The organism is Rhizobium arsenicireducens, from assembly GCF_964021225.1.
Genome location: NZ_CAXHYK020000001.1, coordinates 1,361,964 through 1,388,798 on the forward strand (window position 1 = coordinate 1,361,964; position 26,835 = coordinate 1,388,798).

The window sequence follows — 26,835 nt, forward strand, 5'->3', positions numbered from 1 at the left end:
AGCACTAGGCCTGGGACCGGCGATCTAAGCGGTAACGACGGCGAGAATGTCGAGGATAGTCTGCTTGCGCTCGAGATTGTAGGCGCTGGCGATCGCCAGTTGCTCCGTGACCGTCGACGAAAGCCGGGCATAGTGCTCGGCGCGCGCCAGGTCGCCGACAAGAACTGCCGCGCGCGCCTGTTCCACCAGAAATTCTCCGAGGTGTTCGGTGAAGAAGCCGAAGACGACGTCGCTGTCCTTCGCGCTCATGGCCTCCGCGAGCTTGTACATGGTCTTGCGCGCGGTAGCCCCCTGCTCGCCGACCAACTTGCGGAAGGCTTCGATGATGTCGGCGCCGCCGTAGTTGGCGAGTTTCAGCGCCTGGGCGACGCTTCCCTTGGAAAGCGCGAGTACCGTTTCCGCCTGTGTCTGTGGGACCGCCAGTCCGAGCGCGCCAAGGGCCAGGCGCATGGCATCGTCCGAAAGGGGCGTCAATCTGAGCGGCAGGCAACGCGACCGGATGGTCGGCAAGAGCTTGCCCGGCGCATGGGACAAAACGAGGAACATCGCTCGTTTGGGTGGTTCCTCCAGGATCTTAAGAATAGCGTTCGCGGCGTTGCGATTGAGGTCGTCCGCCGGGTCGATGATGACGATACGCCAGTTGCCCGTGCCTGAGGTCTGCGAGAAGAAATGCCCTGCCCGCCGCACCTCGTCGATGGTGATCGCGGTGCGCGTCTTGCCGGTCTTCTCGTCTATCGGACGGGTGAGATAGAGCAGGTTGTGGCTTGCGCCCGAAGCGATCTGGCGGCTGACGGGCGACGCCGGATCTGGATCGCCAATGATTTCGGGAGCCGTTTGCGGGTCGGGATAGCACAGCACATGATTGGCGAAGCGGAAGGCGAGCGTCGCCTTGCCTATACCTTCCGGCCCCTCGATCAGGATGGCGTGGTGCCCCTTGCCCGATCTGTAGGTGCGCGCCAGAAACTCTTCTGCCGCTTCATGACCGAAAAGCCGCGTGTTGATGGCTGGCGCAATGGCCCCGTCGAGCACGCCGTAGCGTTCCTCGCTCATTCTGCGCCAACCGTTTCCAGCTGGACCGCCGGCTTGAGACGGGCGAGCAGAGGCTGGACGGCCTCGTTGATGCTCTTGGCAATCTCGCCGACGGTTCTATTGGCATCGATCACCCGGCAGCGCTCGGGATGTTCAGCGGCAATGTCGAGAAAGGCCTGGCGGCGCTTTTCGTGGGTATCGAGTTCCTCCCTCTCGAAGCGATCCGGCGCAGTAACCTCACTCGCCTCGGCGGCAAGCCTGCCCCGCGCGCGCTCCAGCCCGATGGCTGCGGGAAGGTCGAGCACCAGCGTGAGATCGGGGATGACGCCGTTGACCGCGATGCGCTCCAGCGCATCGATGAATTCGACCTCGAGATTGCCTGTGACACCCTGATAGACGCGCGAGGAATCCATGAAACGGTCGCACAGAACGACGAAGCCCTTGGAGAGCGCCGGACGAATCACCGTCTCGACGTGGTCGTTGCGGGCGGCGGCGAACAGCATCGCTTCCATGCGGATGCCGAAAGGTTCAGCCGCGCCGGAGAGCAAGACATGGCGCAACGCCTCGGCGCCGGCCGAACCGCCAGGTTCCCGAGTCGTTATGACGTCATGGCCCTTGTGCCGCAGCACGTCGGCCAGGCGGCGAATCTGGGTCGACTTGCCGGCCCCTTCGCCTCCTTCAAAACTCACGAACAATCCGGCACCCGTCGACAATCTCTTCGCCCTGCTCTTTCGGCTCGTCGCCCTGCTCTTTCGGCTCGTCGCCCTGCTCTTTCGGCCGCGACGGTCGTTTCGCCCTGTTTAGCGCATTACTTAGGGCCGCGAAACCGCATTCGAAAGCCCTAAAGCCAGAAGAACAGGAGTTCGAACAGGGCATCACCGGCCTTTTGCCGAAGCGTCCCCTCGCCCACGGCCTCCGCACTCTTCAGCGTCACTTCCCGCAGGAGGCGTTCTCCTTGCGAGATCTTCAAGACCCCGACATCTGAACCGGCGTCGAGCGGTGCCCGCAGTGGCCAGCGATAGACGATCCGCGCCTGCAGGCGCTCGGGATCGTCGGCAGCCACATAGACGTCGACAGGACCTGTCGCGAGAAGATCCACCTTCGCCTTGTCCCCACCATAGACGCTCGCCGCTCCGATCGTCTCTCCGGGGTCAAAGAGATTGCGCATCTTGAAGGCGGAGAAGCCCCAATCGAGCAGGCGAATGGCCTCCTGGGTCCGCTCCCGGTCGCTCGGCAGCCCAGCAATGGCGAGAAACATCCGGCGGCCATCTCGTTCGGCCGAGGTCACCAGGGCATAGCCGCTATCCTCAGAGAAACCGGAGGCCAGCCCGTCCACGCCGCCGCTGCGGTTGAGGAGTGGATTGCGGTTGCGCTGAAGGATCTTGTTCCACTCGAACTCGGGCTCTGAAAAAAGGCCGTAAAATTCCGGATATGTCGACTGCAGGTGGCGGGCGAGCACCATCATGTCGCTCAATGTCGTGCTGTTATCCGGATGCGGAAGACCCGTCGGGTTGGCGAAATGACTGGTCCGAAGACCAATCGCCTTTGCTCGATCATTCATCCGGGCGGCGAACTTCTCCTGGCTGCCGTCCATGCCCTCGGCCAGGATGATGCAGGCGTCGTTCGCCATCTGCACCGCAATGCCTCTGAGCAGGTCCTCGACGCGTAGCTGCGACTTCAAAGCCGCAAACATGGTCGCGGTCCGCGACGGCGCGCCGCCCGTGCGCCAGGCATGTTCCGACACGCTGTAAACGGTGTCGAGGCTGATCGCGCTGCGCCGGATGGCATTGAACACCACTTCAAGCGTCATCAGCTTGGCGAGCGATGCCGGCGCAAGCGGCTTGTCCTCACCCTTGGCAAGCAGCACTGTGCCGGTCGATGCCTCGATCATCAGCACCTGAGCGGCCTTCGTCTCGAACTGACGAGCCGGCGCATTCTGGGCGTGAGCAGATTTGACAACGAAAAAGGCGAAAAACAGCAGGGCTAGGGCAAGGCTATGTCGCATGGTCACTTCTGTTCATCGCCGTAGCGCCTCGAACCCCATCAGCGGCGGCTCGATTGCCCTCGTGTCTAGCGACGCGGGGACAGCCTGGTGGCGCCGCGCGCGACAGAAGACAGAATCGACGCCTCCGTCAGACCGTCATTGCGCACCATAATCGCGTCGAAGGCAAGTGCCGCAGGCGCGACAGGCATCTCGGCGGCATAGGCCGAGGCTGAAGTCGGACGCCAGTATTGGCCGTCAAGCGGCCTCTCACTCGGGAATGGACCGTATTCGGGCAGAATGAACATGCCGTCGAAGACGCCGTTTGATGCCACCTCCTGCCCGGAGGCCGAATAGGACGCGGAAGGCGTAGGACCGGCAAGACTGGTCATGGTCGGAACGGCATAGGACGGGCCGGTCGGCATCGCCGAATTGTCGGCAGAGGCGACCATGACGCCACTGGCGATCTGGCCCTCAGGATTGACCGCCGGCGAACGGTCTCCCTTCTTGATATAGGATGCCATCAGATAGGGCATGTCGTGACCGTCCATCCGCGCCGGCCCTATATATTGCACCCGCACCGTTCCGGTTCCGCTGTGCTGCATATCAAGAAGGTCGGCGGCCTTGTTCGACAGGTCGATGATGCGGCCGGCATGGAAAGGTCCGCGATCATTGATGCGTACGACCACCGAGCTGCCGTTTTGCACATTGGTGACGCGCGCATAGCTCGGCAGCGGCAGCGTCGGGTGGGCGGCGGACAGGTGATGTTGGTCGTAGAGCTCCCCATTGGCCGTCTGGCGACCATGGAAGGCCGAACCGTACCAGGAAGCAATGCCGGTCTTGTCGTAGTCCGGATTGTCCTTGGGCACATAGACCTTGCCCTTGATGTTATAAGGCTTGCCGACCATGTAGCGGCCACCGCCCTTGGGAACCGGGCCGCTCTTCACCACACGCGGACTGGCCTTCACGCCATATGCCGCTTCGGAGAAATATTCCTTGGAGCGCTTTTGCTTCGTGGTGCCCTTATCGCCGCTCGTTGCGCAGGACGCGAGACTGGCGCAGAGGAACGGCAATGCGAGCCATTTGGCTCCGCTGACCAGAGTTCTGCCGCCGACCTTGAATTTCATCTGTCCCACTTGCCATTGCTCCGGTCACGGCCCCCTGCCGCCGCCGTTTGCCCTAAAGCAAATGGCTGACCGTCCTGTAACCATGAAGTAATTCGGCGAGAAGATGGCAGAATTGCGAACAAGTGGTTTCGATTGTTCGGGAGTGTTCCTGTTATGGTTAATGCATCCCTAATCATTACTGCGTCATACTATGCCGAAGTTGTTTGTACCGAGACGACTGGACGATCCAGTGTCGGTGGCATTCGGCTGCTCTTCGGTTCGTGCAAATGGTCTTGCAATGCGTCGCCGCTTTGCGCATAAGGCGATGGTCCGGAGGAGTGTCCGAGCGGTTTAAGGAACCGGTCTTGAAAACCGGCGTGCGGGAGACCGTACCGTGGGTTCGAATCCCACCTCCTCCGCCACCCCATCCGCGTCCATACCGAAGACATAGGTAACCGTTTGTCCCTAAGACATGGGTGACAACCTCGGGCCGAACGGGTTGTCGATGGTTTGCCAGGTCGTCTGCTCCTGACCTGAGACCCCTTTTCCTACCGGCTTTTGGGGATCGGAGCAGCTCAGACGCAGATGGGGATCGTCGCGATCGCGGCCTGTCGAGACGTTTCCAGTTCTTTATGGACCGAGTGGAGGGTAATGGCGTCTTCCCCGATCGCCGCCTGGTCGACCGAACCGATGGACGATATGGTTCTGCTCGGTTAAAATGCCTCTGTCTTTGAGGACCGGGATCGAAAATATAGCCGGGATCCGTTCGGATTTTACCGATGCATTTAGGTGGACCGGAACCAGTTTTGCCGCAATGTCGTTATAGGAGAGAGCATCAGGAGCAAATAATGCGCGCCATATTCCTAGTCATCATTGCCTCGGTGCTCAGCATCCTGGCGTTTAAATACAACGACAACTCGATGGGCCAGAATGAGCTCATGGCCTCGCCGATGGATGTCGCCGCGCAAAAATGACCGTCGGACGGGGCTGCCACCTATGGCCGCCCTTGGCCGCCCCTAACCTATCCATTGGCGAAGCCATTCGGGCGAGAGCCGCATCTCCAGCTCTTCCGCCAGTGAATCGAGCGCATTCTCCACGCTCGCGCGATAGTCGCCTCCCCCACCACTGATGCCGAAACTCTCCAGAAGTCGTGCGCGGTAGGAATCGCTTGAGAACAGACCATGCAGATAGGTGCCCATCACGCGCCCGTCGGGCGAGCGCGCTCCGTCCGGCCGTCCATCGATGATGACCGCCGCGCGCGCGCAGTCCCGTCCTTCGGTCACCCCGAGATGGATCTCGTAGCCCGATAGATCCACATCGAATTCCCCCGACCGGGCGAGGCTGTTTCGCACCGTCTTTTCCGGCGCCATCACGGTATCGACATCGAGCAACCCGAGGCCGGCGACCGTGCGGCTTTCCCCTTCGAGACCGAGAGGATCCGAGACGCTGCTGCCGAGCATCTGATAGCCGCCGCAAATGCCGATCACCCGACCGCCGCGTCGGACATGGGCTGCCAGATCGGCATCCCAACCGTTGGCGCGCAGATCCTCGAGGTCGCCGATCGTCGATTTCGACCCCGGCAGGATGACCAGTGCGGCATCAAGCGGCAAACGCTCGCCGGGGCGGATATAGGCGAGTTCGACAGAAGCCTCGGCGGCGAGCGGATCGAAATCGTCGAAATTGGCGATACGCGACAACACCGGGACGGCAATCTTCAAAGCGCGCCGCCGCCCCGCCGCCAGACGCTCCAGCACGACCAAATCCTCGGCCGGCAGCCGTCCGGCCGCCTTCAGCCAGGGTACAATGCCGAAACATGGCCAGCCGGTGAACCGGCCGATGGCGTCGATCCCCTCGTCGAACAGGCTGACGTCGCCACGGAATTTGTTGATGATATAGCCGACGATCTGCCGACGATCCTCCTCCGGCAGAATCGTGTGGGTGCCGACCAGCGAGGCAATCACCCCACCCCTGTCGATGTCGCCCACCAGCACGACCGGCACGCCGGCGCGCGTGGCAAAACCCATGTTGGCGATATCGCCTGCTCGCAGATTGATCTCGGCCGGCGAACCCGCCCCTTCGACGATCACCAGGTCAGCGCCCGCTTTCACGGCTTCAAAGCTCTCCAGCACGGCGGAAAGCAGTTGCGGTTTGAGCCTCTGGTAGTCGCGCCCCTTGGCCTGCCCGAACACCTTGCCCTGCACTATGATCTGGCTTCCCGTCTCCGATTGGGGCTTGAGCAGGACCGGGTTCATATGCACCGACGAGGGCACCCGGCAGGCCAGCGCCTGCAACCATTGGGCCCGGCCGATCTCGCCGCCGTCGTCCGCGACTGCGGCATTATTGGACATATTCTGCGGCTTGAACGGCCTGACGATTAGCCCGCGATTGGCGGCAAGCCGGCAGAGGCCGGCAACAAGGACCGTCTTGCCGACGTCCGAGCCCGTGCCTTGCAACATCACAGCCTTCGCCATGGAGATCTCGTCCTCTTGACGGTCTGCGCCTTTGTCGACGGATGGTGGATTCGGTGGCACTCGGACCGGCCGTGCGGAGTTGCATGCCGGCGACGCGCGGTCAAGCCATCGATATTAGACCCAAACCGAAAGACCGGCTCCAAGACTTTCGCACGAATCGCCCGGCGCTTCTTCGCCGGGTTAAATCGCGCCCGGTACGCACTACCTTGACCGGGACGCGAGCGGCATGGCTGCCTCACCGACACAATTAGCCAGACAACCTTACCATAAGGTTTATGGCAGCCGCGCCAGGCCGAGGACGACCTGCGCGCTCCTCGCCACCGCCCCTGCCCCGACCCCCAACGATCCGTGCAAGTCGCTGGCGTCACAGCCTTTTCACAATCAGCTCCATCTCGCTCATGGCGCTTTCGAGTTGGGCGAACGGGGGCCGGAGACGGGCGCATGGCGGCACAACATATTGCGACATAGAGTAGATTTGTCGTCGTCCATTGTATTTTTGTGGCCCTGGACAGTTGATTTCCGCGACCGGGAGCCTACCCTACAAAGGTCGGCTTGAGGTCAGGCTCGTTCAAAGCCATGCGGTTTTTGCGTGGCCACTCGTCGTCATCGCACATCTGTTTTGCGCTGAGGTGCTTCACCTTGCGCCTTGTGCCATTCAACTTCACCAATCGCCTGGCCATGCAGCGCGCCGGCACGGTTAAACTATAACGCTGCGAAAGAAATTGAGACTTGGAGGTCTTGCACCATGAAGAAACTCCTGGCATCCACCGTATTTGCCGCCGGACTTTATGCCGCGACCGGCGCCGCCCAGGCCGCCGACTGCGGCAATATTTCGATTGCCGAGATGAATTGGGCCTCAGCCGGTATCGCCGCCCATGTCGACAAGATAATTTTGGAGAGCGGCTACGGCTGCGACGTGACCCTCGTGACCGGCGACACGATGCCGACCTTCACCTCGATGAACGAGAAGGGTCAACCGGATATGGCGCCGGAAATGTGGGTCAACTCAGCCCGCGAGCCGCTGGAGAAGGCCGTTGCCGAGGGGCGGCTGTTGCAACTCGCGCCGATCTTGAGCGATGGCGGGGTCGAGGGGTGGTGGATTCCGAAGTTCATTGCAGACGCCAATCCCAAGATAAAGACCGTGGAGGACGCCCTCGCACATCCGGAACTGTTCCCGGCTCCGGAAGATCCCTCGAAAGCCGCCATCATCAATTGCCCGTCAGGTTGGAGTTGCCAGATTTCAACTGCCAATCTCTATAGGGCGATCGGCGCCAAGGAGAAGGGTTTCGAGCTGATTGACACAGGTTGGGCCGCCGGTCTCGATGGCTCGATCGCCAGCGCCTTCGCGAAGAAGACGGGCTGGCTCGGATACTATTGGGCGCCGACAGCCATCCTGGGCAAATACGAAATGGTCAAGCTCTCTTTCGGCGTGAAGCATGACAAGGCGGAGTGGGACAGCTGCACGGCGGTTGCCGATTGCCCCGAGCCGAAGGTGAACTCCTACCCGGTGTCCGACGTCTTCACGGTCGTCACCAAGGAGTTTGCGGAAAAGGCGAGCGTCGCCATGGACTACGTGAAGACGCGCAAATGGGACAACCTGACGGTCGGCCAGGTCCTGGCCTGGATGGACGAGAACCAGGCCACCAATGAGGAAGGCGCCGAATACTTCCTCAAGACCTATCCGGACATGTGGACCGCCTGGCTTCCCGGAGACGTCGCCGAGAAGGTGAAGGCGGCCCTCTGATCCTGCCGCTGCGCGGTGGTGACGTTTTCACCCCGCCACTATCGACTTCATTGTGCCGCCCCTACGGGCTGCCTCATTTCTGAATACCCGTCGCGGGCACCACCACCGGTGCCCGCGCGCGTTGATGTTTGCCGTCTGGCCAACTGCCTTCGGTTTCGTGTCATCGGCGGTCCGCCATGCGTGAAGCGCGGCGGACCGACGGGGCTTTAAAGGGGGACCATGACATGGCTTCTGGTATATGCAGTTACCTTCCCGAACTGCTCTGCACATTTCCGTCCATCGACAACAACCTTCTGCGAGCGTTCAAGAAGAGCGTCGACAGCGGCTTCAAGTCCTTCGTGCGCGCCTATGGCGATACGCTGGATGCGGCCGTCCAACCACTGCAATGGTTCCTGAACTGGCTTCAGGACCTCTTCGTCGATGCGCCCTGGATCCTGTTCCTGCTTGCGCTGGCGGCCATCATTCATTTCACCGGCCGCAACGTACGGATCACCATCGGTACAATTGTCGCCATGATCGCCATCGGCCTGATCGGCCTTTGGGAAGACACGATGGTGACGCTCGCAATGGTGACCGTCTGTACCCTGATGGCCATCGTCATCGGTATTCCAATCGGTATCCTCATGGCCCGCTCGGATCGCGCGCAGTCGATGGTCAATCCGATCCTCGACGTCATGCAGACCATGCCGAGCTTCGTCTATCTGATCCCCGTCGTCATGATCTTCGGCATCGGCAAGGTGCCAGGTCTGATCGCCGTCGTCATCTACGCAATCCCGCCGATGATCCGGCTTACCAATCTCGGCATCCGTCTGGTTGATCGCGAGGTGTTGGAAGCAGCCGATGCCTTCGGCTCCTCGTCGCGCCAGAAGCTCTTCAATGTGCAGATACCGCTGGCACTGCCCACGATCATGGCGGGCATCAACCAGACCATCATGATGTCGCTTTCCATGGTCGTCGTCGCGTCGATGATCGGCGTCGGCGGGCTGGGCAAGAATGTCCTGCAGGCGATCACCAACCAGTTCTTCACGATCGGCTTCCTGAACGGCTTCGCCCTGGTGGCCATCGCCATCATGTTCGACCGCACCAGTCAGGCCTTCGGCAAGCGGCTCCAGAAACACACGGAGGTCATCCATGGCTAGTCACGGCATTGAAATCCGCGAACTCTACAAGATCTTCGGACCCCATGGCGAAGACTACATCGATCTGGTCAAGGGGGGCATGACCAAGGCCGAGCTCAATGACAAGCATGATCACGTGCTCGGCCTCAAGGACATCAACATTTCGATGCCCGCTGGCGGCATCACGGTCATCATGGGCCTTTCAGGCTCCGGCAAGTCCACGTTGATCCGCCATATCAACCGGCTGATCGATCCGACCGCCGGCCAGGTCCTCTACGAGGATGTCGACATTTGCCAGATGTCCCAGGCGGCGCTGCGCGATTTCCGGCGCCACAAGACAGCCATGGTGTTTCAGAAGTTCGCTCTCCTGCCCCACCGCACGGTGATGGAAAACACTGTTTACGGCCTCGAGATACAGGGAATGCCACGTGTCGAGCGAGAGAAAAAAGGCGCCTACTGGATCGAACGCGTCGGCCTGGCCGGTTTCGAGAACAACTATCCGAACCAGCTTTCCGGCGGGATGCAGCAGCGTGTCGGTCTCGCCCGGGCACTGAGCAATGATGCCGACATCCTGTTGATGGACGAAGCCTTCTCGGCGCTCGATCCCTTGATCCGGGTCGATATGCAATCAGTGCTCCTCGATCTGCAAGATGAACTACAGAAGACCATTGTCTTCATCACGCACGATCTCGACGAGGCGCTGCGCCTCGGCGACATGATCACCATCCTGCGCGATGGCGAGGTCGTGCAGCAGGGCACGGGCCAGCAGATCGTCCTGCGCCCGGAGGACGAATATATCTCGGCCTTCGTCAAGGAAGTGAACCGCGCGCGGGTCATCCAGGTGAAGACCATCATGTCGCCGCTCGAGGGGCCTCCGGTCGGCCTGCCGCTGAAGAGCAACACGGTCCTTGAGGTTGCCGCACGCGCCATGACCGAAGCGGGACAGACCGATGCCCATGTCGTCGACAAAAAAGGCACGCCCATCGGGACCGTCGACCTTTCGGCGATCATCTCGTCCATGGTGACGCCCACCAGTCATCTCGATCGGCAGGTCGCCGCCGAATAGATCATCATCGCCACACAGGCCGGGCCGCGCATCTCATGGCGGCCTGGCCTGTCGCATTTGGACGTTGCAGATCCGGCGCTGCGCATCTTATATCGAACCTCAATCCGATCCGAAGGACATCCCATGGATACCGCAACCAATCCGCTTTCAGAACTGCTGGCGCAGAAGGGCGTGCTGCTCGCCGATGGCGCCACCGGAACCAACCTGTTTGCCATGGGACTGGAGGCTGGCGAGGCGCCGGAACTGTGGAACGAAAGTCAGCCGGAGAAGATCACCAGGCTGCATCAGGATTTCGTCGACGCCGGCGCCGACATCGTCCTCACCAATTCCTTCGGCGGCACGCGCTACCGGCTGAAGTTGCACAATGCCCAGGACAGGGTCTTCGAACTCAACAAGAAGGCGGCAGAGATCGCCCGCGCCGTTGCCGACAAGGCGCCGCGCAAGGTCATCGTCGCCGGTTCCGTCGGACCGACCGGCGAACTTCTGCAGCCGCTCGGCGCCATGACCTATGACGAAGCGGTCGCGTCCTTTGCCGAGCAGATGCAGGGCCTCAAGGCCGGCGGCGTCGACGTCGCCTGGATCGAGACCATGTCTTCGGCCGACGAGATCCGGGCTGCGGCCGAAGCCGCCGTCAAGGTGGGCCTGCCCTATACCTACACCGGCTCGTTCGACACGGCCGGCAAGACGATGATGGGGCTCGATCCCAAGGACATTCATGGCGTCGCCGAAGACATCGGCGGCGGACCGCTTGCCGTTGGCGCCAATTGCGGCGTCGGCGCCTCCGACATTCTCGCAAGCCTGCTGGACATGACCGCCGCAGATCCGGCTGCGACCGTGATCGTCAAGGGCAATTGCGGCATCCCGGAATTCCGCGGCACGGAGATCCACTATTCCGGCACGCCGCCGCTGATGGCCGAATATGCCAGGCTGGCGCGCGATGCCGGTGCAAAGATCATCGGGGGTTGCTGCGGGACGTCCTGCGGCCATCTCGCCGCCATGCGCGCCGCAATCGACGGCTATACGCCGGGACCGCGCCCGACCATTGAGACGATCGTCGAGAAGATCGGCCCGCTGCGCAACAAGACCGCGACGGAATCCGGCGCCCAGGAAAGCAGCCGGCGCACCCGCCGCCGCGGCTGACCGCGCCTTCGTTACCGGCTCAGGCCAAACCCATCAATTGGGCTTGCATCACGGAACCGGAATTGTCAGAGCCCATCAGGGCGGCGTCCAGCTTTCCATTCAAGCCGGCGCCGCCGACTGATACCACTCCGTTCGTCGCGCCCCGAACGCCAGCCTTGGTACAGGCTCACCCAATAGGGTCGCGCCAGGATCGCCCTCACGAATTCACGGAACTGCAGCCTCGAATGCGACACGATTTGCAGAAGCGCGTCTCGGTTCGTTCGTGTCCTCCCGCGCCCGGTACGTCATCGTGCACGATCCAGCCCTTTTCGATATGCCAAGCAAGAGGAGGCCTATATGCCACAAACCCAGACATCATCGGACAGCATCGCCGACAAGCTCGGTGGATTGAACGAAACCGACAAGTCCTATCTTCAACTTCTGTTCGAGAACCCCAACCTTGACGACATCCTGTTCGTCGGCATTGCAATCTATCTCGACCGCGCGAGCGCTGCACGCTTCTTGAACACGCTCAAGCTCGAGCGCTGTGGGGAATGGCTCGGCAATGCCGCGCCGGCCAGGCTGCAGATTCGCCTGATGGAAGCCGCCCGATCCAGCCAGCATCCCGCCTATCTCGCCCTGCGTGATGGCCTGGTTCGCTCTGGCGGGCTCGAGCGCGCCTATCCCAAGGCTGCGGTCTGAGTGATCTGCACCGGCTATCTCAGGGCAGGGTGCCGATCACGGCGATGATCGGGCCGAGCGGAAAGAGATGGTCGCGCCTCCCGGTGCTGGCGGCGTAGAGGCTTGAAATCGTCCCGTCGAGATAGAGGGCATTGCGGCAGCCGAGCCCATCGCGGAACAGGAGAGCGAAGTCGTAGAACCGCACCGGCACTTCCGAGATCAGCATGTGCACCCTGCCCTTTTCGTCCACACCGATCCCGTTGCGGATCTTCAGACTGTCGCTGTCGGCTAGAAACCGCGGATGGATCTCACCGTCGATCACCAGCATCGGCCCGGACTGGGTCGCATAGTCTGGCTTCAACCCTCGGTCGGTAAAGCGTGAAGTCTCCGTCACCCCGGCCTTACCATCCTCGAGCCAGAACACGCCGTTCGGCAGCAGATGGAAATTTCCCCAGCCACCCTTGGTGCTGATCGCCTGGCGCTCGATGCCGTGCTCGATGAACAGTCCGACCGCCGACAGATCCGCATGATACATGCCACCGTTCATCGCCGCGATCAGAGTATGTCGCTCGTTCCACAACTGCCTGATCAGGGAATCAAAGCTGCCAAAGGGCTGTCCTGCGGGGTTGCGGTGATAGATTCGGATCACGGATTCCGCCGGATCGAAGCTGCACAGCGTATAGCGTAGCCCGCCCTCAACCTTGGCCTCGCAGGTCTCCCCCGCCGTCGCGCCGCGCGTTAGGCCCGAAGAAAGAAGCAGAGACAACACAATTAAAATCAGACGCATGAGTGGCCCAAGGTAAAGTGGATTGTGAGCGCAATTTATGTCGTGCCATCAACGAGACAGGGCTCAGCGGTATTCAAGCAGTTAACGAAAGACCGCAACCGTTTACACTTCATTAACCACCGCTGCCAACGATGTCGTTCGAGGCAGCATGAGACATTTCGCTGCGGCTTGGAGCAATGACTTGGCTCGGACCTTTGTTTCATGAAGGAAAAGATATGCCAGTACTGACATTTGCCAATACCAAGGGCGGCGCCGGCAAGACGACCGCAGTCCTCATTCTCGCCAGCGAACTTGCCGGCCGCGGCAACCGCGTCACCATCCTCGATGCCGATCCGCGCGGCTGGATCAGCCGCTGGCACGCGATCGCCGGCGCAAGCAGCCTGATCTCCGTTGCTTCGGTCAACGAAGAAACGATCGAATCTGCAACCGCCAGGGCAAAGAAGCGCGGCGGCTATATCCTCATCGACTTGCCGTCGAGCCACGATGCCCTGCTCGCCAAGGCCGTCGGTCTGGCCGATCACGTGCTGATCCCGGTCCAGGGGTGCGCGATGGACGCCCATGGCGGCGCCGAAGTGCTCGAACTGCTGAAGGAACTCGACCAGTCCTGCGGCGTGCGCATTCCGCATTCCGTCGTGCTGACCCGCGTCAATGCCGCTGTGACCACGCGCGCGCTGCAGGCAGCCAAGGACTTCCTCGCTGACCGCGGCATCGCCACGCTTTCGACCGCAATCGCCGAGCGGGCCGCCTATCGCGACGTCTTCGACAAGGGAGGACTGCTACAGGCGATGAACCCGATGGAAGTGTCCAACCTGGTCAAGGCGCTGGATAATGGTTCCCGCCTCGCGGACGAGGTCATGGCCTTGATGCCGCAAAAAACCGCCCGCCCGGCAGCGGCGACCCGCAGGGCGCCGATCGCCAAGGCCGCCTGACACCCAGCTAGCCGGGAGGCGGGCCGAGCGCTTCCATATGGAAGCGCAACTGGCCTTCCGGGTAGCGGAAACCTGATCCGACGGGACAGGCGGCACGGGCATGGCAACCCTTGTCCATGCAGCCTTCCCTTCCCGCATCCGACGCAAGAAACTTCCGGCAGGCCGCGACATCGAAGCGGTCCGCCGCCACCGCCCCGGCCGGACAGGCCGCCAGGCACGGCCTGTCGGTGCAGCCGTCGCAAGGATGCGGTCGGCTTGGGCCTGAACTGGCTTCTCCCTCGAACACATGCTCGGCAAACCCCAAGGCGCCGCGATAGCCATGCCAGAGGCCAAGGGCCGGGTGGATGAGAATGCCAAGCGGCGAAGCCTTCAAGCCCTCGGCCAACATCGCCCAGCGCTGGAATGGCTGATAAGGCGGGTCCGACGGATAGAAGGCCGTCGCGCCGATCCCGGCGGCGATCGCGCCGATCACCGCCTTCGACCAGTTGTCGAGCGGATTGGCCCCTGCCCGGCCGGGCTCCGCGGCGCGCCAATCGCAGAACGGGCGCCACATCGATCCGCCGACATTGCCGATCAACAGGACCAGGCACGCCGACCGGCCATCGTCGAGCAGCGGTCCGCCCGCGCCGCCCGGAAAGCGCGCGAAGCCCCGCGGATGCAGACCGTGCGGCGCAAGCGCCGCCGCGATTTCCGCGTGCAGACGCGAAAGGCCGCTCATCGCGGCCCCTCGTATTTGTAGTGCGGTCGCCAGACCGACTCCTGGATCATGTCCGCGACCTTGGTCGCTCCGCCTTGCTCCCTGGCGGGACCGGGATCCCTTCAGGTGAAGGCGTCGGGCATGGAGTCCTTGCGCCCGGCGATATAGGCGGTCAGCGCCTCATCGATTGCCGGATCGAGCGGCGGGGCCTCGTAAGTATCGAGCCAGGAGCGGCAGAGCGCGTTGGCGCGGTCCTCGATCCGCTTCTTTCCCTCGATTTCCCACTGTTCGAAGGAATTGTTGTCGGCGAGCGCCGAGCGGTAGAAAGCCGTCTGGAAGTTGGCTTGCGTATGCGCACAGCCGAGATAGTGCGCGCCGGGGCCCACCTCGCGGATCGCGTCCATCGCCTGGCCGTCATCCGAAAGGTCGACCCCCATCGCCATCTTCTGCATCATGCCGAGTTGGTCCTGGTCGATCATGAATTTCTCGTAGCAGGCGGACAGGCCGCCCTCGAGCCAGCCGGCGGCATGCAACACGAAATTGGTGCCGGCGAGCAGCGTCATGTTGAGCGTATTGGCGCTTTCATGCGCGGCTTGCGCATCGGGAACCTTGGAGGCACAGAGCGAGCCGCCGGTACGGAACGGCAGGCCGAGGCGACGCGCCAGCTGGGCGGCGCCATAGGACACCAGCGCCGGCTCCGGCGTACCAAAGGTCGGCGCGCCGGACTGCATCGAGATCGAGGCGGCAAACGTGCCGAACAGCACCGGCGCACCGGGGCGCACCAATTGGGTAAAAGCGGCGCCGGCCAGCACTTCGGCAAGGATCTGTGTCAGCGTCCCGGCAACCGTCACCGGGCTCATCGCGCCAGACAGGATGAAAGGCGACACCACGCAGGCCTGGTTGTGGCGCGCATAGACTTTCAGCGCTCCCAACATGGTCTCGTCGAACACCATCGGCGAATTGGCGTTGATGAGGTTCAGCGTGACACAATTGTTCTCGACAAAATCGTCGCCGAACACCAGCTTGGCCATGGCCACGGTGTCCTCGGCCCGCTCCGGTGCGGTGACCGAACCCATGAACGGCTTGTCGGAATATTTGATATGGCTGTAGACCATGTCCAGGTGGCGCTTGTTCACCGGAATGTCGACCGGCTCACAGACCGTGCCGCCCGACGCGTGCATCGACGGCGCCATATAGGCGAGCTTGACGAAGTTGCGGAAGTCCTCGAGCGTCGCATAGCGGCGGTTGCCGTCGAGGTCGCGCACGAAGGGCGAACCATAGACCGGGGCAAACACGGTGGCATTCCCGCCGATCCGCACGCTGCGCTCCGGATTGCGGGCATGCCAGGTGAATTCGGAGGGCGCGGTCTTCAGCAGTTCGCGGCACAGGCCCTTGGGGAAATGCACCCGCTCGCCCTTCACGTCGGCGCCGGCCTTTTTCCACATGTCGAGCGCTTCCGCATCGTCGCGGAACTCGATGCCGATCTCCTCGAGAATGACGTCCGCATTGCGCTCGATGATCTGCAGGCCTTCCTCGTCGAGCACCTCGTAGACGGGGATCTTGCGCTGGATGTAGGGCATCGACGGCCCCGCGCCACCGCCGGTGCGCGATGCGCGCCTAGCGGCTGCGCCGCGACCTTCGCTGCGGGTGCGGCGGCCAGCGCCTGCGCCGGTCTCTGATGTCGTCTCGTCCATCTTGCGTTCCTCTATGTCGCGCGCTGGCGCACTGTTTTCATCAATATGCTATTCGAATTTCGATGGAAGACATTCCTTAAAGCGCCAACCACTTGCATGAGACAGACATCGCGCCAGCCGCATCTCGCCGTCCGTCGCTTTTCGCCGTGAGCGACGTCGTTTTCGAAGGGAGATTTTCGCCGGCTTGAGGTTTAATTGCCGATGAGGCAGTCTTTTCGACTGCGTTACCATATTCGCGCACCACCAGCCGGGAGGCACCCATGTCTGACGACGAAATCATTCTCTCGGAACTCTCTGACGATGAACTCGTGCAGCAGATGCACGACGACCTCTATGACGGCCTCAAGGAGGAAATCGAGGAGGCGACCCATATCCTTCTCGAACGCGGTTGGGTCCCCTATGACATCCTGACCCAGGCGCTGGTCGAGGGCATGCGTATCGTCGGCATCGACTTTCGCGACGGCATACTTTTCGTACCGGAAGTGCTGCTGTCGGCCAATGCGATGAAAGCCGGCATGTTGATCTTGCGCCCGCTGCTGGCGGCAACCGGCGCCCCCAAGCAGGGCAAGATGGTCATCGGCACCGTCAAGGGCGACATCCACGACATCGGCAAGAATTTGGTCGGCATGATGATGGAGGGCGCCGGTTTCGATGTGATCGACCTTGGAATCAACAATCCGGTGGAAAATTATCTCGAGGCGATCGAGCGGGAGAAGCCCGATATCGTCGGCATGTCGGCGCTTCTGACCACGACTATGCCCTACATGAAGGTCGTCATCGACACGCTCAAGGAAAAGGGCATGCGCGACGACTATATCGTGCTGGTCGGCGGCGCGCCGCTCAACGAGGAATTCGGCAAGGCGGTCGGAGCCGATGCTTATTGTCGCGATGCCGCCGTTGCGGTCGAAACCGCCAAGGAGTTTATCGCCCGCAAGCACAACAGCCTGGCAGGTCAGGGCTGAGGCCTATCGCCAAAAGGCTGACCGCGATCAGTGGTCGGCGACGAGAAGGTCAACGGCTGGACCGCTGGACCCGGTCGCACGGGGATGAAGACCGTCCCAGAGGCTCACGCCGCCGGCGGACACTATGACGGTTAGGATATAGGCGGCGCTGAACTTTGCGACTGCGTCGAGTGTCATGCTCCGGTCTCCCGTAGCTCCAATTATTGGGGATGCTGCCGGGGGACAAGCCCGGCAGGCTGTTTCATGTCTGCCAAGGCTGGTCAGTTCGCGGCGTTCCCGATGTCTTGTCCGGCCCGTTGTGTGGCATCGACGGTGTTGGCGGTGTCCTTGCCAATGCCGCGAATGGTATTGCCGCAGGAAGCAAGGCCAAACGCGGAAGCGACGAGGACCGCCAAGAGGGTGAGTTTCCGGGTATTCATGATAAAAAGCTCCAGGTTGGGTGCGCAAATATGAAATCTGTCGAGAATACGACCATGAAACGCACGAGTGCGGAAAAGGTTCAGATTATCGCATGCGGGGCGATCGCCCGCGAGATCGTTGCCATCTGCAATGCCAACGGCATGGATCATATCGACCTCGAATGCCTGCCGGCGATCTGGCATGTCCATCCGGAAAAGATCGCACCGGCGCTTCGTCAAAAGATCGCCGCGGCGAGGGCCGCCGGTTACGGGCGCATCTTCCTTGGCTATGCCGAATGCGGGACCCAGGGCCAGATCGACAAGATCTGCGAGGCGGAAGGCATCGAGCGGATCGCCGGACCGCACTGCTATGCCTTCTTCTCCGGCACGGAGAAGTTCCTTGGCCAATGCGAGCACGAATTCACGGCCTTCTATCTGACCGACCTGATTACGCGCCAGTTCGAAGCCTTCGTCATAGAGCCGCTGAAGCTCGACAAGCACCCGGAACTGCGCGACATGGTGTTCGGCAACTACACGAAGATTGTCTATCTGGCGCAGACCGAGGATCTCGAACTGCAGCAAAAGGCCAGATGGGCGGCCGACTATCTCGGCCTCGCCTATGAGTACCGCTTTACCGGTTACGGCGACCTCGAGCCGGCGCTACGGGCACTCCAAGCGCCAATGAACAAGGCGGGATGATCTTCTTCACTTTACCGAATTGACGACGCTGCGTCCGGCGTCCTGTGTCGCGTCCACGGCATTGCCGAGATCGCGGCCAACGCCCCGAATGGTGTTGCCGCAGCCGGTGAGCAAGACCAGAGAAAGGCCGAGTGCCACCGCAGAAAGAACCGGTCTTACCGTCATCGAACGTCTCCCGAATGGAAAAATAGAACGCTGGCGTCCATTGCACCGGCTTTCGCCGAAATCAAGGCGACAAATCTCATGCGCGGTCCGCTTTCCCGTGTAGACTGGCAGTTTGGATTGCCTCAGCCGTATAGGCCGACGGTCGCGCAGTTCTTCATGCGCAATGATTTGCACGTCACCTTAATACCTCTGCAATCAGTCGATAACAGAATGAGATCACGTCGTCGGAAGAATGAAAAGGCAAGAAACAATGACCGATGAAGTAGGAGCGAACGTGGGTCCATTCGCCGCCTCCGGCGAGAGGCAGAAACCGGAGCATCTGTCCGATCTTCTCGTGCGGCTCTCGCGTCGCAGCGATGACAGCATCACGATCCGTGACGTCGCGATCGCCCTTCAGGACCGTTCCTTCGGTGCCTTCCTGTTGGTCTTTTCCGTGCCCAACCTCGTCCCCATGCCGCCAGGCGCTACAATCCTCCTCGGCCTGCCCCTGATTTTTGTCGCGTGGCAGATGTTCGCGTCCCCCCAGGGTCGCATTTACCTGCCACGCCGGATCGGCGACTACGGCGTGACGACCGCTACCTTTCAGAATGTCGTCAACCGCATCCTCCCTTGGCTCCGGCGGGCGGAGACATGGGTAAAACCGCGATTTTGGTTCCTTGAAACACGATTTTCCGAACGCCTGCTTGGCATCTTTGCGCTGGTGCTCGCCATCACCGTCTTCCTGCCGATCCCGTTCGGCAACTGGCTCCCTGCGCTGGCGCTCGCCATCATTGGTTTTGCCCATTCGGAGTGCGATGGCATCGGCGTGCTGGTCGGTTCATTTGTCGGCGTGCTTTCCATCGTCGTTGCCGCATTCGTGATCTATACCGCTGGCGCTGTTCTGCTCATGGTGTTCTGATCGGGAGGGCCTTTCCAAATGAGTGAACCAGGTTCAACAAACCTCTCTTCCGCAACCGTCATGGTCATGACCGCAGGCGGGCCCAATCCGGCGATCGTGATCAACGCACTCGCGCGGCGTTTTCCAAACCTTCATGTCGTGCGCGAGCAGCCGGAAGGGAAATGGGCGCTCACCCGTCGCAGGGCGCGCCGTGTCGGCTGGGCCAATGCGCTCGGCCAGATGGGCACCATGATCGCCGCTCGTCTGCTGCGCCCGCTCGCCAAAAGGCGGATAGACGCGCTTCTCCAGTCAAATGGCCTCTCTCCGGCCATCGCGCCGGATATTCCAATCCACGACGTCGCCTCGATCAACGATGCCGAGACCATTTCCCTCGTCGCTGATCTGAAGCCCGCGGCAATCCTTCTTGTCAGCACACGGCTGATGTCCCGAGCGGCACTGGCCGCCATGCCCTGCCCCGTCATCAATCTCCACGCGGGAATCAATCCCAACTATCGCGGCCAGATGGGCGGCTATTGGTCGCTCGCCGAGGAAGATGCCGCCAATTTCGGCGCGACGCTCCATCTCGTCGATGCCGGCACGGATACCGGCGGCTCGCTCTACGAGGTTCGCACCCTGCCGGACCAGGGTGATTTCATCGCTACCTATCCCCTGGTCCTGACCGTCGCGGCGATCGACATCACGGTGCAATCGATCGATGATGCGGTGCAAGGCAGGCTTCTGCCCTACCAGGCGGAGGGTCCATCGGTACTGCGTTATCCGCCGACCCTCTGGACCTGGCTTAACAACGGCTTCCGGCGCAAGATCTGGTAATTCTTGGCCACGTCGCTTTTCGCTCTATGCGACGTCGTCGCAAGCGCAGTCTGCTGCATTCGCCCTGTGCATTGTGCATGAAAAGGGGAGTATAAGGACATGGCCGACAGGATCATCGTCTACTGGCGCGACATACCCGCCCAGGTCATCGTCAAGCAGGGCAGGACAACGGCCAAGCGCGCGCTGTCGCTGCGCTTCACCGAGGCGATCGACATGGCCGCCATGCGTTCCGGCGCCGCCGAGAGCGACGATTATCTCGCCGAATGGCGCAAGGGCGATCCGCTGCCGGTCGGCGACGATCTCGAGGCGGAGGCCGACAAGGCCGCCGCCGAACTCGAGTCGGCCTACGATAAGGCTCGTCTCCTTTCCCTCGTTCATGCCGGAGGCCACGAGAATGGCTGACGGTAAACCCGCTCCCGGCCCCATGCCTGGCAATGCCACCCCGGCCGCCAAGGCCGCCACCGGCGCCTATACGCCGGGCGGCGTCTCACCCAACCGGCGCGCCCGCCGCTCCTACACGATCCGGCTGTGGTCGGTCCGCCATTCGCGTTTCCTCGAATGGTTCTACGGCCGCTTCGCCAATGCCTTCCTCGTCCTGCATCCGCTGTGGAACAAGCTCGGCTATGCCCGCGTCGAGCGGCCGGTGACCTTCGTCGAGCGCAACGTCAAGGGCCTGCTGTTCGACTGTCGCATGTGCGGCCAGTGCGTGCTCTCGTCGACCGGCATGTCCTGCCCGATGAACTGTCCGAAACAACTGCGCAACGGCCCCTGCGGCGGCGTTCGCGCCAACGGCCATTGCGAGGTCGAGCCGGACATGCCCTGCGTCTGGGTGCAGGCCTGGTCGGGCTCGCGCGCCATGGTCCATGGCGACGCGATCATGGCGGTGCAGAAGCCGGTCAATCAATCATTGCGCGAAACCTCCTCCTGGCTACGGGTGACGGCGCAAGCCGCAGCCATCCGCGAAACCACCCCGTCGGAACAGAAACCATGAGCCCGGACATCAACCCGCAAGATCCCGGCGCGCCGCTCGATCCCCTGCCCGGCCATTCCTCGCGCGGCCGGCTGGAACGGGTGCTCAGGCGCGGCGAATTCGCCGTCACCGCCGAACTCAACCCACCGGACAGCGCCGACCCGCAGGACGTCTTCGAGCGCGCCGCGGTGTTCGACGGCTGGGTCGACGGCATCAACGCCGTCGATGCCTCCGGCGCCAATTGCCATATGTCCTCGGTCGGCATCTGTGCCCTTCTGACCCGCATGGGCTATGCGCCGATCATGCAGATCGCCTGCCGCGACAGGAACCGCATCGCCATCCAGGGCGACGTGCTCGGGGCGGCTGCCATGGGCGTACAGAACATCCTGTGCCTCACCGGCGACGGCGTGCAGGCCGGCGACCAGCCGGGCGCCAAGCCGGTCTTCGACCTCGACTGCATGTCGCTGCTCGAAACCGTGCGCACCATGCGCGACGAATCGAAATTCCTTTCGGGCCGCAAGCTTTCGACCCCGCCGCAGGTCTTCCTCGGAGCGGCCATCAATCCCTTCGCCCCGCCTTACGACTTCCGCCCCTACCGGCTTGCCAAGAAGATCGAGGCCGGCGCGCAGTTCGTGCAGAGCCAGTACTGCTTCGACGTTCCGATGTTCCGCGAATACATGAAGAAGGTGCGCGATCTCGGCCTGCACGAGAAGTGCTTCATCCTGGTCGGCGTCGGGCCACTGGCTTCAGCCAAGACGGCCAAGTGGATCCGCTCCAACGTGCCCGGCATCCACATTCCGGATTCGGTCATCAAGCGCCTCGAAGGCGCCGAGGACCAGAAACGCGAAGGCAAGCAGCTCTGCATCGACATCATCAACGAGGTGAAGGAGATCGAGGGCATTTCCGGCATGCATGTCATGGCCTATCGCCAGGAGGAATATGTCGCCGAGATCGTCCATGAATTGGGCGTGCTGAAGGGCCGCAAGCCGTGGACGCGCGAGGCCAATGCCGCCGACGCCATGGTCGCCGACCGGCTCGAGCATATCCGCGAGGAAAAGGTCGAGGACCAGCAGCAGATGGCCGGGCTCGCCGCCCAGCACCAACAGAAAAATTCGCACTGACCAGCGGCGCGGCGCACTTGGCCCCGCACGCCTGAACCCAATTTGAGGCCCGCCAGACCTTGTCCCAGACCTTGCCCAAGTGGCCGACCGGAGAACCACAATGACCCGCACCATCGTCGCATCCGCTACCCGCGAGATCATCATCGGCTTCGACCAACCCTTCTGCGTCATTGGCGAACGGATCAATCCGACCGGCCGCAAGAAGCTCGCCGCAGAGATGATCGAGGGAAATTTCGACACCGTCATCAAGGATGCGCTGGAACAGGTCGCCGCCGGCGCCACCATGCTCGACATCAATGCCGGCGTGACCTCGGTCAACCCGAACGAGACCGAGCCGGGCCTGCTGGTAAGGACCATGGAAATCGTCCAGGGGCTGGTCGACGTGCCGCTGTCGATCGACAGTTCCGTCTCCGCCGCCATCGAGGCGGCGCTGAAGGTCGCCAAAGGGCGGCCGCTGGTCAATTCGGTGACCGGCGAAGAGGAAAAGCTCGAAGCCATCCTGCCGCTGTGCGCCAAGTACAATGTCCCGGTCGTCGCCATCTCCAACGACGAGAGCGGCATTTCCCAGGACCCGGACGTCCGCTTCGCGGTGGCCAGGAAGATCGTCGAGCGCGCCATGGACTACGGCATCAAGCCCTGTGACGTCGTCGTCGATCCGCTGGTCATGCCAATCGGCGCGATCGGCTCAGCCGGCCTGCAGGTCTTCGCCCTGATCCGGCGTCTGCGCGAGGAACTGAAGGTCAACACCACCTGTGGCCTTTCCAACATCTCCTTCGGCCTGCCGCACCGCCATGGCATCAACGCCGGCTTCATCCCGATGGTGATCGGCGCCGGTATGACGTCGGCCATCATGAACCCGTGCCGCCCGCAGGAGATGGAGGCAGTGCGCGCCGCCAACGTGCTGAACGGCACGGACGAGAATTGCTACAATTGGATCAAGACCTACCGTGACTACAAGCCGGCCGAAGGTGGCGCAGCTGCCGCTCCTTCACCCGCCTCCGCCTCCACCGGCGGCGGCCGCCGTGGCGGGCGCGCCGCGCGCGTCGGCGGTGGCGCAAGCGAGTGATCCTGAAAGTCCCCCTCCGGCCGACAGGCCAGAGGGGGTAATTCCACCCGTGTTTGCGAGAGCGCATAACTGATGAACGATAAGCCCGCCGATCCCCTCGTCCTCTTCATGCCGTCCGGCAAGCGTGGTCGCTTCCCGGTTGGCACGACCGTGCTCGACGCGGCGCGTTCGCTCGGCGTCTATGTCGAAAGCGTATGCGGCGGGCGGGCCACCTGCGGGCGGTGCCAGATCGAGGTCCAGGAGGGCCATTTCGCCAAGCATGGCATCACCTCGTCCGCCGACCACATCTCGCCGGTCGGCCCGAAGGAGAAGCGCTATGCCGAGGTGCGCACGCTGCCTGAAGGCCGCCGCCTCTCCTGTTCCGCGACCATCGAGGGCGATCTCGTCGTCGACGTGCCGCAGGATGCCGTGGTCAACGCCCAGGTGGTGCGCAAGGCCGCCAGCGACCGGGTGATCGAACGCAATCCCGCCGTCCATCTCTGCTATGTCGAGGTCGACGAGCCCGACATGCACAAGCCGCTCGGTGATCTCGACCGCATGATGGTCATGCTGGAAAAAGATTGGGGATACAGCGACCTGCAAGTAGAACCTAATCTTCTGCCTCAGGTCCAGAGGATCCTGCGCAAGGGCAATTGGACGGTCACGGCCGCCATCCACCGCGACAGCGAAACCCAGCGCCCCTCGATCGTCGCGCTGTGGCCCGGCCTGCACAACGAGGCCTATGGCCTTGCCTGTGACATCGGCTCGACGACGATCGCCATGCATCTCGTCTCGCTCTTGTCCGGCCGCGTCGTCGCCTCCTCGGGTGCCTCGAACCCGCAGATCCGCTTCGGCGAGGACCTAATGAGCCGCGTCTCCTACGTCATGATGAACCCGGACGGCCGGGAAGCCATGACCAAGGCCGTGCGCCAGGCGGTCTCCGAACTCGTCGACCAGGTCTGTGCAGAAGGCGGCGTCGCCCGCACCGACATTCTCGATTCGGTGTTCGTCGCCAATCCGATCATGCACCACCTCTTCCTTGGCATCGATCCGACCGAACTCGGTCAGGCGCCCTTCGCGCTTGCCGTCTCCGGGGCGGTCTCGTGCCCGGCGAGCGACATCGAGCTCGTCCTCAATCCCGGCGCCCGCACCTATCTGCTCCCCTGCATCGCCGGCCATGTCGGGGCGGATGCCGCGGGTGCGACGCTCGCCGAAGGACCGCACCGCCAGGACCGCATGATGCTGCTGGTCGATGTCGGCACCAATGCCGAGATTGTACTCGGTAACCGTCAACGCACCGTTGCCGCCTCCTCGCCCACCGGCCCGGCCTTCGAGGGCGCGGAAATCTCCTGCGGCCAGCGCGCCGCCCCCGGCGCCATCGAGCGCGTCCGCATCGATGCGGAAACGCTGGAGCCGCGTTTTAAGGTGATCGGCGTCGAGCAGTGGTCGGATGAGGACGGCTTCGCCGAGGCCGCAGCAAGCACCGGCATTACGGGCATCTGCGGCTCGGCGATCATCGAGGTGGTGGCCGAAATGTATCTCTCCGGCGTCATCTCCGCCGACGGCGTCGTCGATGGCGCCATGGCGACGCGCAGCCCGCGCATCCTTGCCACCGGCCGCACCTTCTCCTACCTGCTGCACGAAGGCGCGCAGAATATCACCGTGACCCAGAACGACGTGCGCGCCATCCAGCTCGCCAAGGCCGCCCTTTATGCCGGCATCAAGCTCTTGATGGAAAAGCTCCGCGTCGAGACCGTCGACACCATCCGCCTCGCCGGTGCCTTCGGCTCCTTCATCGATCCGAAATACGCCATGGTGCTCGGCCTCATCCCGGATTGTGACCTTGCGGAGGTCAAGGCGGTCGGCAATGCCGCCGGTACCGGCGCGCTGATGGCGCTGTTGAACCGCGACCACCGACGCGAGATCGAGGACACGGTAACCCGGATCGAAAAGATCGAAACCGCGCTGGAACCGCATTTCCAGCAATTGTTCATCGACGCCATGGCGCTGCCCAACAAGGTCGATCCCTTCCCCAGGCTCGCTTCGGTCGTTACGCTCCCTGAACGCAAGATCCTGTCGGACGGCGACGGCGAAGGTGGCGGTCGCAGACGGCGCAGAAGCCGGGAGTAGGCGGACACCCGTTGCGCCGACTTTGCATGCTGCGTAACACTGTCGCCGTGCGCAGTTGCCCGGCCGGCAATTCGCGCCCTGCGGAAGACCTCCCGACGCCACAGGCCGATATCAGGAAACCTCCAGCATGCGCAGTATCGAAGACAATGCCTTTCTGTTGCTGATCATCACCGTCTCGCTGGCCTTCGCATGGATACTCTGGCCTTTTTATGGGGCGATCCTGTGGGGAACGATCATAGCGATCCTCTTCGTTCCGGTGCAAAGACGCATTTTGAGCTCGACGCAACTGGGTAGAAACCTTGCTGCCGTCCTCACGATTCTCGTCATCGTCGTGATACTGATCCTGCCGATGGCGCTGGTTGCCGCTTCGCTGACACGGGAGGCAGTTGGCTTCTACACCAGCATCCAGTCTGGCGAAATCGATCTCGCTCTTCTGTTCCGTCAGGTCTTTGCCCTGTTGCCGCAATGGGTCACCGACCTTCTCAATCGCTTCGGACTTGTCAGTCTCGAGGCACTGCAGGGTGAAATAACGACCGGCCTCATTTATGGCAGCCAGTATATCGCCAACCAGGCCATCGTCATCGGCCAGAGTACATTTCAGTTCATGGCGAATATCGCGGTCATGCTGTACCTGCTGTTCTTCCTGCTTAGGGACGAGGGCCTGCTGTACAGAAGAATAAGTTACGCCATCCCGCTGCGCCTGGAGCAGAAGCAGGAATTTCTGAAAAAGTTCACGGTCGTCATCCGCGCCACGGTCAAGGGCGATCTGCTGGTGGCGCTCCTGCAAGGGGCGCTCGGCGGGCTGATATTCTGGCTCCTTGGAATTGGCGCCCCGCTGCTGTGGGCGGTGGTGATGGCGGTCTTTTCCCTGCTGCCAGCGATCGGCTCCGGCCTTGTCTGGGTTCCGGTGGCCATCTATCTCCTGGCGACCGGCGCCATAGGCAAAGGCGTCATCCTGATTGCATTCGGCGGGCTCGTCATCGGTATCGTGGACAATTTCCTCCGCCCGATCCTGGTCGGCAAGGATACGAAGATGCCCGATTACGTGGTGCTGATTTCCACGCTGGGCGGCATTGCCACCTTCGGTCTCAACGGTTTTGTCATCGGTCCCGTCATCGCGGCCATGTTCATCGCCGCCTGGGACATATTCTCGGCGTCGAGGCAACGCATTGAGGGAAATGACGGCATTCGCTGATCCCGAGGAGGTATCAGTTC

28 protein-coding genes and 1 tRNA gene are annotated in these 26,835 nt (G+C 62.3%); 18 read left to right on the forward strand and 11 right to left on the reverse strand.

The window, feature by feature from the left end; translation table 11 throughout:
* Positions 1 to 24: 24 nt before the first annotated feature.
* The 4 genes from ACWPVA_RS06420 to ACWPVA_RS06435 all read right to left on the reverse strand — a co-directional run bounded on the left by ACWPVA_RS06420 (position 25) and on the right by ACWPVA_RS06435 (position 4,137).
* Positions 25 to 1,050 carry a DNA polymerase III subunit delta' gene (locus tag ACWPVA_RS06420; protein WP_454286892.1) on the reverse strand — a complete coding sequence of 342 codons (1,026 nt, stop codon included), beginning with the start codon at positions 1,048 to 1,050 and terminating at the stop codon, positions 25 to 27.
* Positions 1,047 to 1,742, reverse strand: coding sequence for a dTMP kinase (gene tmk, locus ACWPVA_RS06425; protein ID WP_454286893.1), 696 nt, complete (start codon positions 1,740 to 1,742; stop codon positions 1,047 to 1,049). Before tmk ends, ACWPVA_RS06420 begins: the two co-directional genes overlap by 4 nt.
* 128 nt (positions 1,743 to 1,870) lie before the next feature.
* Positions 1,871 to 3,034 (reverse strand): D-alanyl-D-alanine carboxypeptidase family protein, encoded by a 1,164-nt coding sequence (locus tag ACWPVA_RS06430; protein WP_454286894.1) that lies wholly within the window; start codon positions 3,032 to 3,034, stop codon positions 1,871 to 1,873.
* A gap of 65 nt (positions 3,035 to 3,099) precedes the next feature.
* Complete coding sequence (locus ACWPVA_RS06435) at positions 3,100 to 4,137, reverse strand: septal ring lytic transglycosylase RlpA family protein (RefSeq protein ID WP_454289543.1); 1,038 nt, start codon at positions 4,135 to 4,137, stop codon at positions 3,100 to 3,102.
* A gap of 311 nt (positions 4,138 to 4,448) precedes the next feature.
* Here ACWPVA_RS06435 and ACWPVA_RS06440 point away from each other — a divergent pair.
* A tRNA-Ser gene (locus ACWPVA_RS06440) sits at positions 4,449 to 4,538 on the forward strand.
* Between the two features lie 426 nt (positions 4,539 to 4,964).
* The gene (locus ACWPVA_RS06445; protein ID WP_454286895.1) at positions 4,965 to 5,090 is read left to right on the forward strand and encodes a hypothetical protein; all 126 of its coding nucleotides are present in this window, start codon (positions 4,965 to 4,967) and stop codon (positions 5,088 to 5,090) included.
* Positions 5,091 to 5,132: 42 nt separating this feature from the next.
* Here ACWPVA_RS06445 and ACWPVA_RS06450 read toward each other — a convergent pair whose 3' ends face one another.
* Positions 5,133 to 6,587 carry a cobyric acid synthase gene (locus tag ACWPVA_RS06450; protein ID WP_454286896.1) on the reverse strand — a complete coding sequence of 485 codons (1,455 nt, stop codon included), beginning with the start codon at positions 6,585 to 6,587 and terminating at the stop codon, positions 5,133 to 5,135.
* Positions 6,588 to 7,332: 745 nt separating this feature from the next.
* On the opposite strand from ACWPVA_RS06450, the gene ACWPVA_RS06455 reads away from it, so the two are divergent.
* From ACWPVA_RS06455 to ACWPVA_RS06475, 5 genes are all read left to right on the forward strand, one after another.
* Positions 7,333 to 8,331 carry an ABC transporter substrate-binding protein gene (locus ACWPVA_RS06455; RefSeq protein ID WP_454286897.1) on the forward strand — a complete coding sequence of 333 codons (999 nt, stop codon included), beginning with the start codon at positions 7,333 to 7,335 and terminating at the stop codon, positions 8,329 to 8,331.
* A 224-nt stretch (positions 8,332 to 8,555) separates the two neighbouring features.
* Complete coding sequence (locus tag ACWPVA_RS06460) at positions 8,556 to 9,470, forward strand: ABC transporter permease (RefSeq protein ID WP_454286898.1); 915 nt, start codon at positions 8,556 to 8,558, stop codon at positions 9,468 to 9,470.
* Positions 9,463 to 10,515 (forward strand): quaternary amine ABC transporter ATP-binding protein, encoded by a 1,053-nt coding sequence (locus tag ACWPVA_RS06465; protein WP_454286899.1) that lies wholly within the window; start codon positions 9,463 to 9,465, stop codon positions 10,513 to 10,515. The genes ACWPVA_RS06460 and ACWPVA_RS06465 overlap by 8 nt, the downstream gene beginning before the upstream one ends.
* A 123-nt stretch (positions 10,516 to 10,638) precedes the next feature.
* Positions 10,639 to 11,655 (forward strand): betaine--homocysteine S-methyltransferase, encoded by a 1,017-nt coding sequence (gene bmt, locus ACWPVA_RS06470; RefSeq protein WP_454286900.1) that lies wholly within the window; start codon positions 10,639 to 10,641, stop codon positions 11,653 to 11,655.
* Between the two features lie 336 nt (positions 11,656 to 11,991).
* A complete protein-coding gene (locus ACWPVA_RS06475) occupies positions 11,992 to 12,336 on the forward strand; it encodes a hypothetical protein (RefSeq protein ID WP_454286901.1) in 345 nt (114 codons plus the stop codon).
* Positions 12,337 to 12,355: 19 nt separating this feature from the next.
* Here the strand turns inward: ACWPVA_RS06475 and ACWPVA_RS06480 are convergent, their stop codons facing one another.
* Positions 12,356 to 13,084, reverse strand: coding sequence for a phosphodiester glycosidase family protein (locus tag ACWPVA_RS06480; protein ID WP_454286902.1), 729 nt, complete (start codon positions 13,082 to 13,084; stop codon positions 12,356 to 12,358).
* 233 nt (positions 13,085 to 13,317) lie between these two features.
* Here ACWPVA_RS06480 and ACWPVA_RS06485 point away from each other — a divergent pair, with 233 nt between their 5' ends.
* Positions 13,318 to 14,031 (forward strand): AAA family ATPase, encoded by a 714-nt coding sequence (locus tag ACWPVA_RS06485; RefSeq protein WP_454286903.1) that lies wholly within the window; start codon positions 13,318 to 13,320, stop codon positions 14,029 to 14,031.
* A 7-nt stretch (positions 14,032 to 14,038) separates the two neighbouring features.
* Here ACWPVA_RS06485 and ACWPVA_RS06490 read toward each other — a convergent pair whose 3' ends face one another.
* Positions 14,039 to 14,749 carry a ferredoxin gene (locus tag ACWPVA_RS06490; RefSeq protein WP_454286904.1) on the reverse strand — a complete coding sequence of 237 codons (711 nt, stop codon included), beginning with the start codon at positions 14,747 to 14,749 and terminating at the stop codon, positions 14,039 to 14,041.
* 101 nt (positions 14,750 to 14,850) lie between these two features.
* Entirely contained in the window at positions 14,851 to 16,422 is a 1,572-nt protein-coding gene (locus ACWPVA_RS06495) for a trimethylamine methyltransferase family protein (protein ID WP_454286905.1), read from the reverse strand.
* 260 nt (positions 16,423 to 16,682) lie between these two features.
* Between ACWPVA_RS06495 and ACWPVA_RS06500 the strand changes: the two genes are divergently transcribed.
* Positions 16,683 to 17,384 carry a corrinoid protein gene (locus ACWPVA_RS06500; protein WP_454286906.1) on the forward strand — a complete coding sequence of 234 codons (702 nt, stop codon included), beginning with the start codon at positions 16,683 to 16,685 and terminating at the stop codon, positions 17,382 to 17,384.
* A 27-nt stretch (positions 17,385 to 17,411) separates the two neighbouring features.
* Here ACWPVA_RS06500 and ACWPVA_RS06505 read toward each other — a convergent pair whose 3' ends face one another.
* The gene (locus ACWPVA_RS06505) at positions 17,412 to 17,561 is read right to left on the reverse strand and encodes a hypothetical protein (protein WP_454286907.1); all 150 of its coding nucleotides are present in this window, start codon (positions 17,559 to 17,561) and stop codon (positions 17,412 to 17,414) included.
* Positions 17,562 to 17,644: 83 nt separating this feature from the next.
* Complete coding sequence (locus ACWPVA_RS06510) at positions 17,645 to 17,803, reverse strand: entericidin domain-containing protein (protein ID WP_454286908.1); 159 nt, start codon at positions 17,801 to 17,803, stop codon at positions 17,645 to 17,647.
* 54 nt (positions 17,804 to 17,857) lie between these two features.
* On the opposite strand from ACWPVA_RS06510, the gene ACWPVA_RS06515 reads away from it, so the two are divergent.
* Positions 17,858 to 18,481, forward strand: coding sequence for a DUF1638 domain-containing protein (locus tag ACWPVA_RS06515; protein ID WP_454286909.1), 624 nt, complete (start codon positions 17,858 to 17,860; stop codon positions 18,479 to 18,481).
* A gap of 6 nt (positions 18,482 to 18,487) precedes the next feature.
* Here the strand turns inward: ACWPVA_RS06515 and ACWPVA_RS06520 are convergent, their stop codons facing one another.
* Complete coding sequence (locus ACWPVA_RS06520) at positions 18,488 to 18,646, reverse strand: entericidin domain-containing protein (protein WP_454286910.1); 159 nt, start codon at positions 18,644 to 18,646, stop codon at positions 18,488 to 18,490.
* A gap of 250 nt (positions 18,647 to 18,896) precedes the next feature.
* Here ACWPVA_RS06520 and ACWPVA_RS06525 point away from each other — a divergent pair, with 250 nt between their 5' ends.
* The 8 genes from ACWPVA_RS06525 to ACWPVA_RS06560 all read left to right on the forward strand — a co-directional run bounded on the left by ACWPVA_RS06525 (position 18,897) and on the right by ACWPVA_RS06560 (position 26,815).
* Positions 18,897 to 19,544: an exopolysaccharide biosynthesis protein gene (locus tag ACWPVA_RS06525; RefSeq protein ID WP_454286911.1), complete on the forward strand. Its 648-nt coding sequence runs from the start codon at positions 18,897 to 18,899 to the stop codon at positions 19,542 to 19,544.
* 60 nt (positions 19,545 to 19,604) lie between these two features.
* Positions 19,605 to 20,354 (forward strand): formyl transferase, encoded by a 750-nt coding sequence (locus tag ACWPVA_RS06530; protein ID WP_454286912.1) that lies wholly within the window; start codon positions 19,605 to 19,607, stop codon positions 20,352 to 20,354.
* Between the two features lie 99 nt (positions 20,355 to 20,453).
* Positions 20,454 to 20,756, forward strand: a complete 303-nt coding sequence (locus ACWPVA_RS06535; protein ID WP_454286913.1) for a virulence factor — start codon at positions 20,454 to 20,456, stop codon at positions 20,754 to 20,756.
* Positions 20,749 to 21,345 carry a methylenetetrahydrofolate reductase C-terminal domain-containing protein gene (locus ACWPVA_RS06540; protein ID WP_454286914.1) on the forward strand — a complete coding sequence of 199 codons (597 nt, stop codon included), beginning with the start codon at positions 20,749 to 20,751 and terminating at the stop codon, positions 21,343 to 21,345. The genes ACWPVA_RS06535 and ACWPVA_RS06540 overlap by 8 nt, the downstream gene beginning before the upstream one ends.
* Positions 21,342 to 22,445, forward strand: a complete 1,104-nt coding sequence (locus ACWPVA_RS06545) for a methylenetetrahydrofolate reductase (RefSeq protein WP_454286915.1) — start codon at positions 21,342 to 21,344, stop codon at positions 22,443 to 22,445. Before ACWPVA_RS06540 ends, ACWPVA_RS06545 begins: the two co-directional genes overlap by 4 nt.
* Positions 22,446 to 22,545: 100 nt before the next feature.
* Positions 22,546 to 23,511: a methyltetrahydrofolate cobalamin methyltransferase gene (locus ACWPVA_RS06550; RefSeq protein WP_454286916.1), complete on the forward strand. Its 966-nt coding sequence runs from the start codon at positions 22,546 to 22,548 to the stop codon at positions 23,509 to 23,511.
* A gap of 72 nt (positions 23,512 to 23,583) precedes the next feature.
* Complete coding sequence (locus tag ACWPVA_RS06555; protein ID WP_454286917.1) at positions 23,584 to 25,620, forward strand: ASKHA domain-containing protein; 2,037 nt, start codon at positions 23,584 to 23,586, stop codon at positions 25,618 to 25,620.
* Between the two features lie 127 nt (positions 25,621 to 25,747).
* Positions 25,748 to 26,815: an AI-2E family transporter gene (locus ACWPVA_RS06560; protein ID WP_454286918.1), complete on the forward strand. Its 1,068-nt coding sequence runs from the start codon at positions 25,748 to 25,750 to the stop codon at positions 26,813 to 26,815.
* Positions 26,816 to 26,835: the final 20 nt, after the last annotated feature.

What these genes read in the sequence shown, in the direction of transcription:
- ACWPVA_RS06420 (WP_454286892.1), bottom strand. Translation starts at nt 1,050, where the DNA reads ATGAGCGAGGAACGCTACGGCGTGCTCGACGGGGCCATTGCGCCAGCC.
- ACWPVA_RS06430 (WP_454286894.1), bottom strand. Translation starts at nt 3,034, where the DNA reads ATGCGACATAGCCTTGCCCTAGCCCTGCTGTTTTTCGCCTTTTTCGTT.
- ACWPVA_RS06435 (WP_454289543.1), bottom strand. Translation starts at nt 4,137, where the DNA reads ATGAAATTCAAGGTCGGCGGCAGAACTCTGGTCAGCGGAGCCAAATGG.
- ACWPVA_RS06445 (WP_454286895.1), top strand. Translation starts at nt 4,965, where the DNA reads ATGCGCGCCATATTCCTAGTCATCATTGCCTCGGTGCTCAGCATCCTG.
- ACWPVA_RS06450 (WP_454286896.1), bottom strand. Translation starts at nt 6,587, where the DNA reads ATGGCGAAGGCTGTGATGTTGCAAGGCACGGGCTCGGACGTCGGCAAG.
- ACWPVA_RS06455 (WP_454286897.1), top strand. Translation starts at nt 7,333, where the DNA reads ATGAAGAAACTCCTGGCATCCACCGTATTTGCCGCCGGACTTTATGCC.
- ACWPVA_RS06460 (WP_454286898.1), top strand. Translation starts at nt 8,556, where the DNA reads ATGGCTTCTGGTATATGCAGTTACCTTCCCGAACTGCTCTGCACATTT.
- ACWPVA_RS06465 (WP_454286899.1), top strand. Translation starts at nt 9,463, where the DNA reads ATGGCTAGTCACGGCATTGAAATCCGCGAACTCTACAAGATCTTCGGA.
- bmt (WP_454286900.1), top strand. Translation starts at nt 10,639, where the DNA reads ATGGATACCGCAACCAATCCGCTTTCAGAACTGCTGGCGCAGAAGGGC.
- ACWPVA_RS06475 (WP_454286901.1), top strand. Translation starts at nt 11,992, where the DNA reads ATGCCACAAACCCAGACATCATCGGACAGCATCGCCGACAAGCTCGGT.
- ACWPVA_RS06485 (WP_454286903.1), top strand. Translation starts at nt 13,318, where the DNA reads ATGCCAGTACTGACATTTGCCAATACCAAGGGCGGCGCCGGCAAGACG.
- ACWPVA_RS06490 (WP_454286904.1), bottom strand. Translation starts at nt 14,749, where the DNA reads ATGAGCGGCCTTTCGCGTCTGCACGCGGAAATCGCGGCGGCGCTTGCG.
- ACWPVA_RS06495 (WP_454286905.1), bottom strand. Translation starts at nt 16,422, where the DNA reads ATGGACGAGACGACATCAGAGACCGGCGCAGGCGCTGGCCGCCGCACC.
- ACWPVA_RS06500 (WP_454286906.1), top strand. Translation starts at nt 16,683, where the DNA reads ATGTCTGACGACGAAATCATTCTCTCGGAACTCTCTGACGATGAACTC.
- ACWPVA_RS06505 (WP_454286907.1), bottom strand. Translation starts at nt 17,561, where the DNA reads ATGACACTCGACGCAGTCGCAAAGTTCAGCGCCGCCTATATCCTAACC.
- ACWPVA_RS06510 (WP_454286908.1), bottom strand. Translation starts at nt 17,803, where the DNA reads ATGAATACCCGGAAACTCACCCTCTTGGCGGTCCTCGTCGCTTCCGCG.
- ACWPVA_RS06515 (WP_454286909.1), top strand. Translation starts at nt 17,858, where the DNA reads ATGAAACGCACGAGTGCGGAAAAGGTTCAGATTATCGCATGCGGGGCG.
- ACWPVA_RS06520 (WP_454286910.1), bottom strand. Translation starts at nt 18,646, where the DNA reads ATGACGGTAAGACCGGTTCTTTCTGCGGTGGCACTCGGCCTTTCTCTG.
- ACWPVA_RS06525 (WP_454286911.1), top strand. Translation starts at nt 18,897, where the DNA reads ATGACCGATGAAGTAGGAGCGAACGTGGGTCCATTCGCCGCCTCCGGC.
- ACWPVA_RS06530 (WP_454286912.1), top strand. Translation starts at nt 19,605, where the DNA reads ATGGTCATGACCGCAGGCGGGCCCAATCCGGCGATCGTGATCAACGCA.
- ACWPVA_RS06535 (WP_454286913.1), top strand. Translation starts at nt 20,454, where the DNA reads ATGGCCGACAGGATCATCGTCTACTGGCGCGACATACCCGCCCAGGTC.
- ACWPVA_RS06540 (WP_454286914.1), top strand. Translation starts at nt 20,749, where the DNA reads ATGGCTGACGGTAAACCCGCTCCCGGCCCCATGCCTGGCAATGCCACC.
- ACWPVA_RS06545 (WP_454286915.1), top strand. Translation starts at nt 21,342, where the DNA reads ATGAGCCCGGACATCAACCCGCAAGATCCCGGCGCGCCGCTCGATCCC.
- ACWPVA_RS06550 (WP_454286916.1), top strand. Translation starts at nt 22,546, where the DNA reads ATGACCCGCACCATCGTCGCATCCGCTACCCGCGAGATCATCATCGGC.
- ACWPVA_RS06555 (WP_454286917.1), top strand. Translation starts at nt 23,584, where the DNA reads ATGAACGATAAGCCCGCCGATCCCCTCGTCCTCTTCATGCCGTCCGGC.
- ACWPVA_RS06560 (WP_454286918.1), top strand. Translation starts at nt 25,748, where the DNA reads ATGCGCAGTATCGAAGACAATGCCTTTCTGTTGCTGATCATCACCGTC.